Raw genomic sequence first — 16,199 nt, 5'->3', positions numbered from 1 at the left:
CCCACGTGAGCCCCGCGACCCCCTCCCCACACACCGCGGCCCACGCTCACCCCCCTGCGGACAGCGTGCGCCTCGACCCGTCGCCCCCTCCGGCGGCTTGCTACGGGACCAGCTTGCGGGCGCCGCCACGGGCGCACAACGATTCGACGGGAGCCGAATCCATCTCGACAGCGCCCGAACTCGGTGGCCGCGGCCGCCTGGTACTGCCAGGATCGGCGGCATGAGCGACACGACCCCATGGCAGGTGCGCACGTTGACCGACCCCCGCGAGGCGATCTCCTGTGCGCAGCAGCTCGTGGCGACGGATCCGGTGGCCTACTCGGTGTTCTCGACCGTCACCGGGTCACTGCTGGCCGAGCCGAGCCGGTATGTCGAGCCGCGCTGGTATGCCGTCCAGGACGAGCACGGCGCCGCTGCGCTGGTCGCGATGCTGACCGCACCGCAGCCGTTGCACCTGCCGACCGACCTGCCGGGCGCGATGCCCGCCCTGGCGGACCACCTGCGCGCCTGCGGTGCACCGGTCCCGGGAGTCAATGGCCCACGGGACGCGGCGCTCGACTTCGCCGACGCCTATCTCGAGCCCACGGGTGGACGCATCATCGGGCGGGAGGGCATCGGCGTCTACGACTTGCCGGTGCCGGCGCAACTGCCGTGGGCGGTCGACGGCGATCACGTCATCGCCGACGAGTCGCAGCTGCCGCTCCTCACCGGCTGGGTGCGCGACTTCCTGGTCGAGATCGGAGACCGCGAGATCAACGCCGAGGCCACGGCCCGGCGGCAGATCGCCGTGGGCAACGTCAGCCTCTGGCAGATCGCCGGCCGTCCGGTCGCGATGTGCTGGGCAAGCGCGCCATACGGCGGCGTCGTGCGGGTGTCCGGTGTGTACACCCCGCGGGCCGAGCGCGGTCACGGCTACGCCAGCGCGGTGGTGGCTGCGGCGAGCCGGCGCGAGCAGGAGCGGGGACACACCTGCATGCTCTACACCCAGCTGGCCAATCCGACCTCCAACAAGATCTACCGGGCGCTCGGCTATCGGCACCTCGGTGACGACCTGCGGCTCAGCTTCGCGTGAGCACCCCTGCGGCGGCGCACTTCTCGAGGACGAAGTCCAGCGGCACGGCGTGCATGACGTGGTCGTGGAACCCCTCCGTCGTCGTGGCCAGGAAGAGCGAGTCCAGCACCGCCTCGGCGACGGCCTCCTGGACTGCGAAGAAGACCGGGTTGAGCGCGTTGTCGGGGATGCCGCGCGACCGCCCGGTGTCGAAGGCGATCGCGTAATCGCCGCTGCCCTGGGCGAAGTCGGATCCGGCGTGCGCCATACCGAAGACCGCACGGGTGGCGACCCGGGTCAGCTGACGGGCGTCGAGGCCGGCGTCCACGGCGACCACGAGCATGCACGAATTGCCCTGCGGCTCTTCATCATCAGCTGGTCGAGTGCCGGGGGAGCGCAGCGGAGGAGGTGTGTCGAGACCAGGTGTGTTGAGACCGAGCGCTTCCCGTGGAGTGATCGGTATGCCGCGCACGGTGAGCGTGCCGGAGAAATTCGTCTGCGCGAGCACGCCGACGGTGCAGCTGCCGTGTGCACCGAGATCGACCACCCGTGACGAGCTGCCGATCCCGCCCTTGAAGCCCAGGGCCGCAGTGCCCGTGCCGGCACCGACACAGCCCTGCTCCACCGGCTCCGCCGTCGCATCGGCCAGGGCCTGCAGGACGTGTGCCTCGGTCACCGGGCGGCTGCGGATGTCGGACAGATGGCCGTCGTTGGTCTCGCCGACCACCGGGTTGAGCGACTCGACCTGCTCGTTGCCCGGTGTGGCCAGCACGTAGGAGACGAGGGCGTCGGCCACCCGGAAGGCGGACAGCGTGCCGGTCAGCAGGATCGGCGTCTCGATCTCGCCGAGCTCGGCCAATTGCGTTGCGCCGACGAGTTTTCCGTAACCGTTGCCGACGAAGAGCCCGGCCGGCAGTCTCCCACCGGCCACATCCACCGCATCCAGCACGATTGCGGTGACACCGGTGTGCAGCCGGGTGCCCTCGCGGATCGTCACCTGGCCCACGCGCACGCCCGGAACGTCGGTGATGGAGTTCGCCGGGCCCGGCCTCCCGGTCCCGGGCGCGACGCCCAGCTCCCGTGCACGGACCCGTCGGGAAGCTGCGGCAGAGCACTCCTGGAGCGGCATGGCTTCACCGTAGACGGTGGCGCCCCGGCGCGTTCGGGCCTACTGTGAAGTAGGCCACTACACCTGTCGTAACGCGGAGGCGTTGATGAACTCAGCAGACGCGCTCAAACGCGCCGTGCGCTGGGGCCTCGGGCACGGTCTGCCCGGCGGTCTCATGCGGATCGCCGCGCGCCGGGGCGATCTCCAGGGCCGGATGTCCACCCAGGCCGAGCGGGTCAGCACGCGTGATCTGGTGCCACTCATGGACGAGATCCGAGCCGCAGGCACCATGGCGCGCTGGCGCCTCGGACACATCACCGTGGATCATGAAGCCGTGCGGGAGACGTTGAGCAGCAACGATGTTCACGCCGGGTTCATCTTCGAGGACGGCACCCTGCTCGGCAAGCTCGGTAGGTGGGCGAAGCGGGACGGCGTCAATCCGGTCGAGTCGCCCTCACTGCTCGCGGTCGAGCCGCCGGACCACACCCGCTACCGCAGACTGGTCACGCGTGTCTTCACCGCGCGCGCCGTGGAGAAGCTGCGGGTGCGCACCGAGCAGATCGCCTCGGACCTGCTGGACCAGCTCCCCGCGGACCGGCCCGTCGACCTGGTCGAGTCCTACTGCGCGCGCCTGCCGGTCGAGGTCATCTCGGAGATCCTCGGGGTGCCGCAACAGGACCGCGACCTGGTGCTCCGGCTCGGCGGCGGCGCGGCACCCAGCCTCGACATGGGCCTCAGCTGGCGGGACTTCCGCGAGGTCGAGAGCTCGCTCGACGAGTTCGATGCGTGGCTCGGCGAGCATCTTGCCCACCTTCGCAGGCATCCCGGCGACGACCTGTTCAGCCAGCTCGTGCAGGCCAGCGATGAGGGCGGACAGCTGAACGAACGTGAGCTCAAGGCCACCGCTGGCCTCGTCCTCGCCGCAGGGTTCGAGACCACCGTCAATCTGCTGGGCAACGGGATCCGGCTGCTCGACGAGCACCCGGAGCAGTTGCGGCTGCTGCGCGCGGAACCGGACCGGTGGGCCAATGCGGTCGAGGAGATCCTGCGCTTCGACCCGCCGGTGCTGCTCACCGGCCGACAGGTCAGCCGCGACATCGAGATCACCGGTCAGCGGCTGAAGGAGGCCGAGCTCGTCATCACCGTGCTGGCCGGCGCCAATCGTGACCCGAAGGTTTTCGAGGATCCGGACCGGTTCGACATACAGCGGGCGAACGCCCGTGATCACCTGTCGTTCTCGGCCGGGCGTCACTACTGCCTCGGAGCGGCACTGGCCCGGATGGAGGGTGAGGTCGGGCTGCGCGCGCTTTACGACCGCTTCGGTGGCGTCGAGCTGTTGCCCGGAGCCGAGCGCCGGTCGACCCGCATCCTGCGCGGCTGGGCCAACCTGCCGGCGCGCCTCACGCTCGCCGACCGTACCGAGCTGACCGACGTCGTGAGCGCCGCCTCATGACACCGACGTACGGTGGGAGCCATGGAGTTTCGCTACCTCGGCAATTCAGGCCTGAAGATCTCGGAGATCACCTACGGCAACTGGCTCACCCACGGGTCCCAGGTCGAGAACGACGCGGCGCTGGCCTGCGTGCGCGCCGCACTCGACGCGGGCATCACCACCTTCGACACCGCTGACGTCTACGCCAACACCGCGGCCGAGACCGTGCTGGGCGAGGCGCTCAAGGGTGAGCGCCGGGAGAGCCTGGAGATCTTCACCAAGGTCTACTTCCCGACCGGCCCCAAGGGACACAACGACACCGGCCTGTCGCGCAAGCACATCACCGAGTCGATCAACGGCTCCCTCCAGCGGCTCGGCACCGATTACGTCGACCTCTACCAGGCGCACCGCTACGACTACGAGACGCCGCTGGAAGAGACGATGCAGGCGTTCGCCGACCTCGTCCGGCAGGGCAAGGTCCTGTATGTCGGCGTCAGCGAGTGGAGCTCGCAGCAACTGCGCGAGGGACACAAACTGGCCGACGAACTCGGATTCCAGCTGATCTCGAACCAGCCGCAGTACTCGATGCTGTGGCGGGTCATCGAGGAGGAAGTGGTGCCCACCTCACAGGAGCTGGGCATCTCGCAGATCGTCTGGTCGCCGGTCGCGCAGGGCATTTTGACCGGGAAGTACCAGCCCGGCCAGCAGCCTCCCGCCGGCAGCCGCGCCACCGACGAGAAGGGCGGCGCGGACATGATTTCGCGCTTCCTCAACGACGAAACTCTCACCGGTGTGCAGAAACTCGCGCCGATCGCCGACGACCTCGGACTGTCCATGGCGCAGCTCGCGGTGGCCTGGGTGCTGCAGAACGACAATGTCGCCAGTGCGCTGATCGGCGCCTCGCGCCCCGAGCAGGTCACCGAGAACGTCAAGGCGTCCGGTGTCCGCCTCGACGCCGACGTGCTGTCTCGGATCGACGACGCCATCGGTGACCTTGCCCAGCGTGACGCGTCGCTGACGGTGTCGCCGGAGACGCGCATCGTCTGAGCCTGCTCGGCCGGGCAGTCTCGTCGGTCGGGCAGTCTCGTCGGTCGAGTAGCGAGGAACGAGCGTATCGAGACCACGAGACCACGTGCGTGGTCTCGATACGGCCTCGGCTACCCCCTCGCCCTACGCGACCGCCGCGGCGATTACTCGACCGACGCGGCGATTACTCGACCGACGCGGCGATTACTCGACCGACGCGGCGATTACTCGACCGACGTGGGGCGCGGTGTGCGCGGCTTCAGTCGCACCGGCGGCAGGTCGGGCGCCGGGATGCGGTCGATCGGGCCGACATACCCCTCGACCCGACCGAAGCGCCCTGAGTCCGCTTGCCACTCGTCGCGCGCGGCGACGATCTCCTCGTGGCTGCGCGCGATGAAGTTCCACCACATCAGCAACTCCTCGTCCAGCGGGGCACCGCCGATGAGGATCGCGCGAGCGGCGGTGTCGCCGGTCATGAAGCGGATGAACTCGCGACCGGGATCGACCAGGCCGAGCTCGGACTCCGCGAGGGCCAGGGCTTCCTCCTCCGTGGCGTCGCCGGGCGCGATGGTGAGCCGGCCCTCGTCGAGCAGCACCGCATGCTCGAAGCCCGGCTCGACGGTGATGTCGACGGCCGTGCCCGGCCCGAGCACCAACTCCGCGGCGATCAGCGGGCTGAAGGTGCGCACCGGTGACGAGGCACCTTCCAACTCGCCGACGAAGACCCGTGCGGTGGCCGCACCAGACATCACCGACAAATCGGTGAGCGTCGTCGCGAAATGGTCGAAACCATTGCTGCCCGACCGATCCGCGTCCGGCTGGGCGACCCACAACTGCACCCCGCGCAGACCGACCGACGTGGACACCTCCGAGTGGCTGATGCCGTGACCGGCCGTCATCAGGTTGACCTCGCCCGGCCGCACCAACTGGACATTGCCCGCGCTGTCGCGGTGCTCCACCTCGCCGTCGAACAGCCAGGTCACCGTCTGCAAGCCGCAGTGCGGGTGCGGTGCGACATCCATGCGGCTGCTCGACGGCTTGAAGTGATCGACGAAGCACCAGGCGCCCACCAGTGTGCGGTCGCGGTGCGGCAGCGTGCGCTGGACCTGCATGGCCCGCAGGCCGCCCAGGGGCACCTCGCGAGGCTCCAGGCGGTGAAGGGTGGTCACGCCGTACACCCTAACTTCACGCATCCGGCCACCCCTCGGATGTGAAGTTAGGCTGGCCCGGTGGCCGCTTCCCGCGTGCGCATGTGGCGCTCCTACTTCGAATCCAGCGTCCTGCTGCAGCGCGCCCTGGACGATCGGCTGCGCGACGCCGCGGACCTCAGCCTCGTCGAGTACAACATCCTGTTGCTACTGGCCGAGACGCCCGACGGGCTGCGGATGGGCGACCTGGCCCGGGCAATGGTGTTCTCCAGCAGCCGGCTCACCTACCAGATCGGCGTGCTCGAGCGCCGTGGGTTGGTATGCCGCGAGCGTGACGCGGCGGACGCGCGCGTCATACGGGCCTGTCTGACGGACGCCGGACGGGAGGCCTTCGACCGCGCCGGGCGCTCACATCTGACGGCGGTGCGCGAACTGTTCGTCGACGACCTGAGCGCCGACGAGGTCGCAACGCTCGACGCGGTCTTCAGCCGGCTCACCGCGCGGCTGCGCGACCCGGAAGCACTCCGGAATAATTCAAATCTGAAGTAAGTTGGTACCGGCATGCCTGCTGTCACAGTGTCGAACATCCTGACCCTTCCGCGCGTGTCCACTCCCGCACCGGGTGCCCGATCGCGGGCGGTGAAGTCGCTGACCACCGCCCCGCAGGGGTTCGAGGGTGAGGGCTTCCCGGTGCGCCGCGCGTTCGCCGGGGTGTCGATGGCGGATCTGGATCCGTTCATCCACATGGACCAGATGGGTGAGGTCGAATATGCGCCAGGGGAGCCGAAGGGCACTCCGTGGCACCCCCACCGCGGCTTCGAGACCGTCACCTACATCATCGACGGGGTCTTCGAGCACCAGGACAGCAACGGCGGCGGTGGCCGGATCACCGACGGCGACACACAGTGGATGACCGCCGGCTCCGGTCTGCTGCACATCGAGAAGCCACCGGAGTCGCTGGTGGTGTCCGGCGGGCTCTTCCACGGCTTGCAGCTGTGGGTCAACCTGCCGAGCACGATGAAGATGAGCGACCCGCGCTACCAGGACATCCGCGCCCGGGAGGTCGGGCTGCTGTCCAGCCCGGACGGTGGCGCGCTGCTGCGCGTCATCGCCGGCGAGGTGGAGGGGCACACGGGCCCGGGCATCACCCACACCCCGATCTCCGTCGTGCACGCGACGGTCGCGCCGGGCGCCCGCGTCCAGCTGCCGTGGCGCACCGACTTCAACGCGCGGGTCTACGCGCTCGCCGGTCGCGGCTCGGTGGGCGCCGAGCGGCGCCCGATCGAGATGGGTCAGCTGGCCGTCTTCGGGCCCGGTGACGTCATCGAGGTCGCGGCGGATGACAACCAGGAGTCGCACAGCCCGAGCCTGGAGCTCTACATCATGGGCGGCCGGCCCCTTCGCGAGCCTGTCGCGGCATACGGCCCGTTCGTGATGAACACCCGCGAGGAACTGATCGCTGCGTTCGAGGACTTCCAGGCCGGACGCCTCGGCACCGTGCCGGCCGAACCGCACCCCGGCCACGACATCCTCTGAGCCCGCCGACGGGCACCTCCGGCACTGACCGAACAACAACGGATCGAGCGGACACGAAAATCGCTGCTGTATGGCGCGACTTTCGTGTCCGCTCGGTGCGTTATGTGTCCGCTCGGTGAAGTGACGTCGGGGCGTTGCGCTGGTTACTACGTGGCGTAGTAACGTTGGCTACGACAATACGTAGTAGTCAACGGAGGAGATGGCGTGGACGCCCTCGAGCTGGCGCGGTGGCAGTTCGCCATCACGACGGTCTACCACTTCCTGTTCGTGCCGATCACGATCGGCCTGTCGGCGATCGTCGCGGGATTCCATACCTGGTACCTGCGCCGGCGCGATCCCCAGTTGCTGCGCCTCGCCAAGTTCTTCGGCAAGCTGTTCACCATCAACTTCGCCCTCGGCCTGGTCACCGGCATCGTGCAGGAGTTCCAGTTCGGGATGAACTGGTCGGACTACAGCAAGTTCGTCGGCGACATCTTCGGTGCGCCGCTGGCCTTCGAGGCGTTGCTGGCCTTCTTCCTCGAATCCACCTTCCTGGGCCTGTGGATCTTCGGTTGGGGGCGCGTCCCGGAGAAGATCCACGCCGCCTGCATGTGGGTCGTGCACATCGGCACGGTGCTGTCGGCATACTTCATCCTGGCCGCCAACTCCTTCATGCAGCACCCCGTGGGCTACAGGTACAACCCGGACACCGGCCGCGCTGAGCTGACCGACTTCGTCGCCGTACTGACCAACAAGGTGCAGCTGGTCACCTTCCCGCACGTCCTCGCCGCGGCATACCTCTGCGGTGGTGCGTTGGTCATGGGCGTCGGCCTGTGGTCGATGCGCACATCTTCTCCCCACCACCGGCAGGACACGCAGATGTACCGGAAGGCGGCCCGGATCGGCGCCATCGTCACCCTCGTCGCCGGCATCGGGGTCGCCATCACCGGCGACACCCAGGGCAAGGTGATGACCGAGGTGCAGCCGATGAAAATGGCTGCGGCAGAAGCGCTGTACACCACCCGGGACAGCTGTGCGGAGTTCTCGATCTTCACCGTCGGCTCGCTGGACGGTGAGCACGAGAAGTATGCGATCACGGTGCCGTGCGTGCTCAGCTTCCTGGGCACCGGGTCCTTCGACGGGAAGGTCCAGGGGATCAACGACCTGAAGCGGGAGTTGCCGCGGCAGATCGCGGCGGCGGCCGCGCAGCGCGGCGAACCGGCCCGGTACGTGCAACCGGCCGACGCCGTCTTCACTCCGAACATCCCGCTCGCCTACTGGTCCTTCCGGTTGATGATCGGCGTCGGGATGCTGGCCTCCGCGATCTCGATCGTCGTGCTCTGGCTGACCCGCAAGGGGCGCTCCGACCTACCGCGGTGGCTGGTACTGGCCGGCATCGTCGCGCCGCTGCTTCCGGTGCTGGGCAACAGTTTCGGGTGGATCTTCACCGAGACGGGGCGGCAGCCGTGGCTGGTGTATGGCGTCATGACCACCTCCTCCGGCGTCTCGCCGACGGTCAGCACCGCATCGGTGATCACCTCGATGGTCGTCTTCACCGTCCTGTATGCCGGCCTCGCGGTCGTCGAGGTGAGGTTGATGCTCGACTACATCCGGCGCGGTGCCGACGCCTACCGACCCACCGAACCGGCCGCGGACAACAAGCCGCTGGCGTTCTCGTACTGAGGAATTCGCGATGTCTTTGGAAACCTTCTGGTTCATCCTCATCGGGCTGCTCTGGGCGGGCTACCTGATCCTCGAGGGCTTCGACTTCGGCGTCGGCATGCTGCTGGCGATCATCGGCCGGGGCCGCGACAAGGGCGAGACCAACACCCGGCGCCGGCTCATGCTGACCACCATCGGCCCCTTCTGGGACGGCAACGAAGTGTGGCTGATCACTGCGGGCGGTGCCATGTTCGCGGCGTTCCCGGCCTGGTACGCCACCATGTTCAGTGGCTTCTACCTGGCCATGCTGCTGGTCCTGGTCGCGCTGATCCTGCGCAACATGGGACTGGACTACCGCTACAAACGGGACAGCGACCGCTGGCGCGCCGGCTGGGACGCCGCCATCATCGCCGGATCGGTGCTGCCGCCGCTGTTGGTCGGCATCGCGCTGACCAACCTCATCCACGGTGTGCCGGTCGACAGCAGTGGCAACTTCACCGGTGACTTCCTGACCCTGCTGGGGCCGATGAGCCTGCTCGGTGGCGTCACCTTCGTGGCACTCTCACTGGTCCACGGCGCGTTCTTCCTCGCGCTCAAGACCGCCGGCTCCATCGGGGAGGATGCCCGCCGGGTGGCGCGCCGATCCGCGCCGGTGGCAGCGGTTCTCGCGGTCGCGCTGCTGGTCTGGGTCAACGTGCACACCGGCACCGTGTGGTCCTGGCTGGTGTCCTCGATCGGCCTGCTGGCCTTAGTGGGCGCCCTGGCCGCCGACCGTATCGGGCGGGACGGACTGGCGTTCAGCGGGACGTTCCTGACCATCGGCGCGTCGGTCGCGGCATACTTCCTGGCGGCATACCCCGACGTGATGCCGAGCACCACCTCGGCGGCATACAGCCTGACGGTGCACACTGCGGCAAGCTCGCATCTGACTCTGCAGATCATGACCGGCGCGGCGGTCGTCTTCACGCCGATCATGCTGCTCTACACCGCCTGGAACTACTGGGTCTTCCGCAAGCGAATCCACACCGATCACCTTGCCCCGCAGACCGATCCGCTCGCCGATGTGCAGGTCGGGACCCACTGATGCGACCCTTCGATGCACGGCTGCTGCGTGCCGAGCCACGCGTGCGGCGGCCCCTCGCGGCACTCGGCGCCATCGGTGTGCTGCAGGGCGCCCTGGCGACCGGCCAGGCGCTGGCCGTCGCGACGCTCGTCGTGGCGGTCGTCCGGGAACGCCCCCTGCTGGGCCCTTCGGTGTTCGTGATGTCCGTCTTCGGGTTGCGGGCGCTGCTTGCGGCCACCTCCGAACGCGTTGCGGCCTGGGCGGGTTCGTATGTCGCCGCACTGCTGCGCCGGCGCGCGATCGACACCTGGTCCCGCCGGACCATCGACGCCCGGCCGGGAGAGACGGTCATGCTCACCCGCGCCACGCAGGGCGCCGAGGCCGTCGAGCCGTATGTCGCCCGCTACCTGCCCGCCCTGGTCAGCGCCGCGGTCGTCCCGGCCTTCGCGCTGCTGGCACTGGCGTGGACCGACTGGATCAGCGCGCTCATCGTGCTGCTGACGCTGCCGTTGCTGCCGCTCTTCGCCGCCCTCATCGGCATGCACACCCGTGATCAGACCGCCGCACGGTGGCGTGAGACCGACCGGTTGACAGGCCATTTCCTCGATGTGATGCGCGGCCTGCCCACGCTGGTGAACTATCAGCGGGCCGAGCACCAGGTGGGCCTGGTGCGGGCCGTGGGGCAACGCTGGCGGACGGCGACGGTGCGGACCCTGCGCACCGCCTTCCTCAGCTCCGCCGCGCTGGAACTGCTCGCCACGATCTCGGTGGCGATCGTCGCGGTGGCGGTGGGACTGCGGCTGGTCAGCGGTGGGATGCAGCTGGAGGTGGGCCTGGTCGCCATACTCCTGGCGCCGGAGGCGTATTGGCCGATCCGCCGGGTGGGCCAGGAGTTCCACGCGGCCGCCGACGGTGCGCAGGCGATCGACGAGCTGCTGGCCCGCGAATCAGACGGCGTACCAGGGTATTCGGCGACCGGTGCCCGGCTGCGTGCCACCGGGCTGGGTTACCGCTACCCGGGTGCGCGGGCGCCGGCGGTGCACGATCTCGACCTGGAATGCCGTGCCGGGCTGACCGCACTGACCGGTCCGTCGGGCTGCGGCAAGACCACTGTGCTGGACCTGCTGGCCGGGCTGCGCACCCCGACGACGGGCACTGTCGAGCGCCCGGCGGTGCACTACGTCACCCAGCGACCCTTCGTCGTGCCCGGGACCATCGGCGAGAACATCGCACTGGCAACCGAACTGCCGGACGGAGACGCATGGTTGCCCGAACCGTTGCGCCGACTGCCCGCCGGTCTGGAGACCGTGGTCGGCGATGACGGGTTCGGACTCTCGGCCGGACAACGGGCGTTGCTCGCCCTCACCCGTGCCCAGCTCTCCGACGCTCCCGTGGTGCTGTTGGACGAACCCACCGCGCACCTGGACTCGGACATGCAGCAGCACGCCGAGGCGATGATCAAGGACCTCTCGCGCACCCGGACAGTTGTCGTCGCCACCCACAGCGCGAGCCTGATCGCCCTGGCGGACAACGTGGTCCAGTTCCGTGGCGATCGTGGAACGGCGGAGCGGCACGGTATCCGTGAGGTGTGCGGGGGAGCGCAGCCGGCCACGCCCCCCGCGGCTCACCGCCCCTCGGTGACCGCGCCCCGTAGGGGCCGAGGAACGACCCACGAGCCTCTCGAGGTGCCCGCGTCCCGGGTTCGTGGCGACTCGGTATGGCGCCCGGCGCCCGGCGTGTTGCGCGCCGCGACGGTCGGCGCCCTGGCCTCCACCTGCGGTGTCGCGCTGACGGCCACCTCGGGATGGCTGATCGTCCAGGCGAGCACCCGTCCGCCGGTGCTCACCCTGATGGTCGCCATCGTCTGCGTCCGCGCCTTCGGCATCGGCCGGCCGGTGCTGCGGTATGTCGAGCGGATCCGGTCGCACGATGCGGCGCTCGGTGACCTGGTGGAGCGCCGTGCGACGCTCTTCACCCGGCTCATTCCGCTCACGCCGGCCCGGCTGGGACGCCATCGTCGATCGGACGTGCTCACCGCGGCCGTCCACGACCTGGACGACGAGGTCGATGTGCAGGTGCGTGCGTTGGTGCCGTTGCTCGGCATCGCCTCGACGGCGGTGCTCACGCTCGGCGTGGTCACCGCACTGCACCCCGCCAGCGGGCTGGTGCTGGCCGCGGTGCTGGTCCTCGCGTGCCTGGTCGGTGGGTGGGAGTACCGGATCGAACGCGACGCTCAGCGCCATACCCTGCGGGCGCGGGGCGCCGTCAACGACGCAGCACAACTGCTGATCACCCATCTCGCTGCGGCGCAGTCGATCTCGGCTGTCCCGTCGCTCATCGGCCGCCTCGACCGCGCCGCTCGTGACGGCATTCGCGCCGCGGGCCGGCACGCGCGCGGCCGAGCCGCCGGAGTCGCCACGACCACCGCACTCGCCGGCCTCGCGACGGTCGTCACCGCGGTGGTGGCACAAGGCGGCCTGACGCACGGGCAGGTGAGCGCACCCGTCGCCGCGCTGCTGGTCCTCGGCCCGCTCGCGCTGACCGACGTGCTCGCGGGCGTGCCGGACGCGGTCGGCGCCGCCGCCCGAGGCAGCGTGGCGCACGGCCGACTGCGCCGGCTCACCCACCAGCCACCGGCCGTGCGCGACGTCGCGTCCGTGGCCGCGCCCCGGACCACGCCCGACGGTGCGCGCCGGCCCGACATCCGACTGCGCGACGTGCGCGCATCCTGGACCGGCGAATCCACGGACCTCGCCGTGGCCGACCTGCGCATCGCCGCCGGGGAGCGCGTCGGCGTCAGCGGGGTCAACGGTGCCGGCAAGTCCACCCTGCTCGCCGTGCTCGCCCGGCACCTCGACATCGCCTCCGGCAGCTACACATTCGGCGGTGCCGAGGTGCGCCATCGGAGGGTGGCCGAGCTGCGCGCGCAGCACGCCCTCCTCGACGACGAACCCCACCTCTTCGCCGGCACCCACCCACCCAACCAGCAGCTGGCCCGCCCCCACGCCGGTGACCGCGAGGTGACCCGCGCCCTGGTCGCCGCGGGGCTGGGCCGGTGGCTGGCCGGGCTGCCGGACGGGCTGGAGACCGAACTGGGTGGCGGGCGGAGTCTCAGCGGCGGTGAACGCACCCGGTTGGCGATCGCCCGCGCCCTACTGTCCGCCCGGCGGGTGCTGTTGCTCGACGAACCGGTCGCGCACCTCGACTCGCCGACCGCACGCGCGGTCCTGCGCGACCTGCGGGCCGCGACCGAGGGTGCCACCGTCGTGGCCGTGTCGCATCAGGCGATCGCGGAGCTCGCGCCGGACCGTGAGTTCGCCATACAGCTGCCGGGAGCGGCGACGCGTGAGGATACGGTGTCGTCGTGGTGAGGCAGGGACGGTCCGGGCTCGGTGACCTGGAAGGCGCGGTCATGGAGCAGCTGTGGGCGCTGCCCGAGGACGGCTGGTTGTCGGTCCGCGAAGTGCACGAACGGCTGGTCGACCGCGAGCTGGCCTACACCACCGTGATGACCGTGCTGGACCGGCTGGCCAAGAAGGATCTGGTCAGCCGGGAACGCGCCGGCCGTGCCTGGCGTTACCGCGCCGCCTCGACCCGCGACCAGCTGACCGCCGAGGTGCTGCGGTCGAGCCTGGCCCCGCTGCCGCCCGACGACCGCAAGGCTGCGCTGCTGCACTTCCTGGACAACGCCTCCGCCGAGGACCTGGACGTGCTGCGCGCCGGACTGGCCGAGGTCGAGAAGCGCCATACCGACTGACCGGACCGATCAGCCGACACCGAGCAGGGCGCCCCAGGCGATGACGCCGGTGCCCACGACGACGAGTCCGGCCACGGTGAGCACCACGACGAAAAGCCCGCGATGCGAACGGTCGTCGGCCAACAGCTGCATCCTGCGCGCCGCCGGCGCTCCGGCCGCCCCGAGCGTCGCATCCGGGTGGCTGCCGCCGGCAAGCTGCACCAGCGCACGCGCCACGGCGACCCGTCCCACGGCACGGCAGGCAGCACGATCGGCCAGCAGCTCGATCAGCAGCCGCACCTCCTGCATGCCGCGGTCGCTGCGGATCGCCTGCGGCACGGCCGTGTGCAGCACGGTGAAGAACTCCAGCACCAGGTCGTGCCGCAGTCGCAGATGTGCGCGTTCGTGGGCCAGGACGCCGGCGAGTTCGTCGCCCGGCAGCGCGTGGATAGTGCTGTCGGTCAACACCACCCGTCGTCGCCGGCCGGGGATGCAGTAGGCCGTCGGTGTCGGGTGCGCCAGCACGGTCACCGCCGCGTATGACGCCTCGTCCGACGGATCGCCGAGCAGGTCGACGAGTTCGGCGTGTTCGCGGCGGGCCGCGCGCAGATTGCGGCCGACCCGGTGCCCCTGCAGCAGCAGCCGGGCGATGACCAGCCCGGCGATCGCGAGTCCGACGACCAGCAGCGGCACATTGGCGGCGGGCGCCGGAATCTGCCGGCCGTCCCGGACGAACTGCAGAATCGCCAGCGGTGCCAGGCAGACCGAGGCGAAGATCGCGGACAGTGAGATCGCCTGCCAGAGCAGCAGTGCCGGGCCGGGCACGTGTTCCAGGACGGTCAGCCGGGGCAGCAACCGCGGCACCGGCCAGGTGAGCAGCACCGCGACCAGGAACAACGCCCCTGTCAGCACCGGCTAGCCCTTGAGTGGCACGGCATACAGCGTCGTGTCACTGCCGACCGACGCCACACAGTAGGCGACCTTGGCGGTGCCGCCGTGCGGCACGGTCACCTGGCCGCCCTGTTGCGTGGCCGGGCCGAGGGACGTGCCCTGAGCGGTCGCGGTCAGCACGTTGTCGCCCGACTTGCTCCACGAGTTGTGTTGGGAGATGGCGATGGGTGACCACTGCGCGGTGATGACGTGGCTCTTGCCGGTGCGCATGTCGATCCAGGCGTTGCCGGCGACCGCCCAACTCTGGTCCGGGGCGAGCATGAAAGTGCTCGGGAACACCGCGGGCTTGATCGGTGCGGTGGTGATCCGCGGTCGCAGTGACGGCAGCGAGAACGCGCGCAGCCGGGAGGCCTGCGGATCGTCGTTGGGGACAAAGGCGGTGATCAGCTGGTCGGCCGTGGCGGCCACGAACGTGCCGGGTGTCGTGCCGGCCGGCGCCTTGAGCTTCTGGGGTGCGGGCGCCGTGGTGGGATCCGTGCTGAACCACACGGTGCCCTGCGAGTCGGTCGCGACGAGTGTCCCGTCGCCGAGCATCGCCACCGGGTTGGCGTTCTTGGGTAGCGCGCGCTGGGTCAGCCGGTCGCCATACAGGATGTAGGCGCTGCCGGTGTCCTCCGGCTTGGTGACGATGACGCCGCTGGTGGTCAGCGCCGAGCTCCACTTCGACTCCAGCGGCCACGTCTTGGGCTCGCCGCCGGAGAGGGGGTAGGCCATGATCTGCGACTGCGTGGTCAGCACGATCGTGTCGACACCGTCGATCGGGCACAGCGCCGGACCGTTGGACACCACCGCGTCGACCGGCAGGTCCGCCTTCCATTGCGACTTGCCGGTCTGCGGGTCCAGCGAGATCAGCTCGGTGCCGCCGGTCGTGTCGTTGTCGACGGTGCAGGCCATCTGCTTGTCGGTGACCACGAGCTGGGGCGCGACGTCGGACAGCTTGACCACCGACCACAGATAGCTCGACGGCAGTCCTGCCGGTGACCTGATGCCGTCGGGCAACGGGGTGCCGGCCACCGAGGGTGTCGGGCGGGTGGTCGGACCGTCGTTGCCCCGGAACGCGAAGAAGCCCGCGACAGCAGCCCCGGCGAGCACGACGGCTCCCGCGCCGCCGAGCAGCAGGCCGCGTCGTGACGGACCGTCCGGGCCGTGTTCCGGCGCCGGGTCCGGTCGGTCGGTCGTGCCGCGGGCGGCGACCGGTTCGGCGCCGGGCCCAGCGGCCTCGAAGCCGCGGCCGCTGCCGGCCAGGGTGGTGGTCGTGGGTATCGGCCGGCCGAGGTCGTCGGTGAGCGCGGCGCCGCCGGGCGCCGGATGCTCGGTCGGCTGGTAGTCGTGCTCGGGGGCGTATGCCGGCTGCGGTTCCGGCTCGTCCGCAGGTATGACGGCGTGGTCGGGCGTCTGGCCGGAGCCGTCGTAAGGGCCGGGGGAGGTGTGGTGGGAGGTGTCGTCTGGGTCGTCGGACGAGTCGCCCGCTTCGTCTCGTGCTCGGTCGTCGCGGGCCGGCTCGTCG

General features: G+C 70.0%; 12 protein-coding genes and 1 pseudogene. 9 read left to right on the top strand and 4 right to left on the bottom strand.

Annotated elements, in window-relative coordinates; genetic code table 11:
- The first annotated feature begins 220 nt into the window (after positions 1–220).
- Positions 221–1,072: a GNAT family N-acetyltransferase gene (locus ACTHL4_RS14245; RefSeq protein ID WP_440283425.1), complete on the top strand. Its 852-nt coding sequence runs from the start codon at positions 221–223 to the stop codon at positions 1,070–1,072.
- Here ACTHL4_RS14245 and ACTHL4_RS14240 read toward each other — a convergent pair.
- The gene (locus tag ACTHL4_RS14240) at positions 1,059–2,180 is read right to left on the bottom strand and encodes a P1 family peptidase (RefSeq protein ID WP_440283424.1); all 1,122 of its coding nucleotides are present in this window, start codon (positions 2,178–2,180) and stop codon (positions 1,059–1,061) included. The genes ACTHL4_RS14245 and ACTHL4_RS14240 overlap by 14 nt on opposite strands.
- Before the next feature lie 85 nt (positions 2,181–2,265).
- Between ACTHL4_RS14240 and ACTHL4_RS14235 the strand changes: the two genes are divergently transcribed.
- Together ACTHL4_RS14235 and ACTHL4_RS14230 are read left to right on the top strand one after the other, a co-directional pair.
- On the top strand, positions 2,266–3,612 hold the full coding sequence (locus tag ACTHL4_RS14235) for a cytochrome P450 (protein WP_440283423.1): 1,347 nt from the start codon (positions 2,266–2,268) through the stop codon (positions 3,610–3,612).
- Positions 3,613–3,633: 21 nt separating this feature from the next.
- The gene (locus tag ACTHL4_RS14230; protein WP_440283422.1) at positions 3,634–4,638 is read left to right on the top strand and encodes an aldo/keto reductase family protein; all 1,005 of its coding nucleotides are present in this window, start codon (positions 3,634–3,636) and stop codon (positions 4,636–4,638) included.
- 203 nt (positions 4,639–4,841) lie between these two features.
- On the opposite strand, the gene ACTHL4_RS14225 is transcribed toward ACTHL4_RS14230, so the two are convergent.
- Positions 4,842–5,786: a pirin family protein gene (locus ACTHL4_RS14225; RefSeq protein WP_440283421.1), complete on the bottom strand. Its 945-nt coding sequence runs from the start codon at positions 5,784–5,786 to the stop codon at positions 4,842–4,844.
- Positions 5,787–5,846: 60 nt separating this feature from the next.
- On the opposite strand from ACTHL4_RS14225, the gene ACTHL4_RS14220 reads away from it, so the two are divergent.
- The 6 genes from ACTHL4_RS14220 to ACTHL4_RS14195 all read left to right on the top strand — a co-directional run bounded on the left by ACTHL4_RS14220 (position 5,847) and on the right by ACTHL4_RS14195 (position 13,762).
- Positions 5,847–6,314, top strand: coding sequence for a MarR family winged helix-turn-helix transcriptional regulator (locus ACTHL4_RS14220; RefSeq protein ID WP_440283420.1), 468 nt, complete (start codon positions 5,847–5,849; stop codon positions 6,312–6,314).
- Positions 6,315–6,368: 54 nt separating this feature from the next.
- Positions 6,369–7,301 (top strand): pirin family protein, encoded by a 933-nt coding sequence (locus ACTHL4_RS14215; RefSeq protein ID WP_440283419.1) that lies wholly within the window; start codon positions 6,369–6,371, stop codon positions 7,299–7,301.
- Between the two features lie 204 nt (positions 7,302–7,505).
- Complete coding sequence (locus ACTHL4_RS14210; RefSeq protein ID WP_440283418.1) at positions 7,506–8,963, top strand: cytochrome ubiquinol oxidase subunit I; 1,458 nt, start codon at positions 7,506–7,508, stop codon at positions 8,961–8,963.
- Between the two features lie 10 nt (positions 8,964–8,973).
- Positions 8,974–10,026, top strand: a complete 1,053-nt coding sequence (gene cydB, locus ACTHL4_RS14205; RefSeq protein WP_440283417.1) for a cytochrome d ubiquinol oxidase subunit II — start codon at positions 8,974–8,976, stop codon at positions 10,024–10,026.
- Positions 10,026–13,376, top strand: a complete 3,351-nt coding sequence (gene cydC, locus ACTHL4_RS14200) for a thiol reductant ABC exporter subunit CydC (RefSeq protein ID WP_440283416.1) — start codon at positions 10,026–10,028, stop codon at positions 13,374–13,376. The genes cydB and cydC overlap by 1 nt, the downstream gene beginning before the upstream one ends.
- Entirely contained in the window at positions 13,370–13,762 is a 393-nt protein-coding gene (locus tag ACTHL4_RS14195) for a BlaI/MecI/CopY family transcriptional regulator (protein WP_440283415.1), read from the top strand. The genes cydC and ACTHL4_RS14195 overlap by 7 nt, the downstream gene beginning before the upstream one ends.
- A 9-nt stretch (positions 13,763–13,771) precedes the next feature.
- Here the strand turns inward: ACTHL4_RS14195 and ACTHL4_RS14190 are convergent, their stop codons facing one another.
- Together ACTHL4_RS14190 and ACTHL4_RS14185 are read right to left on the bottom strand one after the other, a co-directional pair.
- Complete coding sequence (locus ACTHL4_RS14190) at positions 13,772–14,653, bottom strand: M56 family metallopeptidase (protein WP_440283414.1); 882 nt, start codon at positions 14,651–14,653, stop codon at positions 13,772–13,774.
- A gap of 3 nt (positions 14,654–14,656) precedes the next feature.
- A pseudogene (locus tag ACTHL4_RS14185) lies at positions 14,657–16,199 on the bottom strand (hypothetical protein); the annotation flags it as partial.

Origin of the sequence: Flexivirga sp. (genome assembly GCF_051955415.1) — a bacterium.
GTDB lineage: Bacteria > Actinomycetota > Actinomycetes > Actinomycetales > Dermatophilaceae > Flexivirga.
The sequence above is the reverse complement of the archived record's forward strand: the minus strand, read 5'-3'. Positions and strand labels throughout refer to the sequence as shown.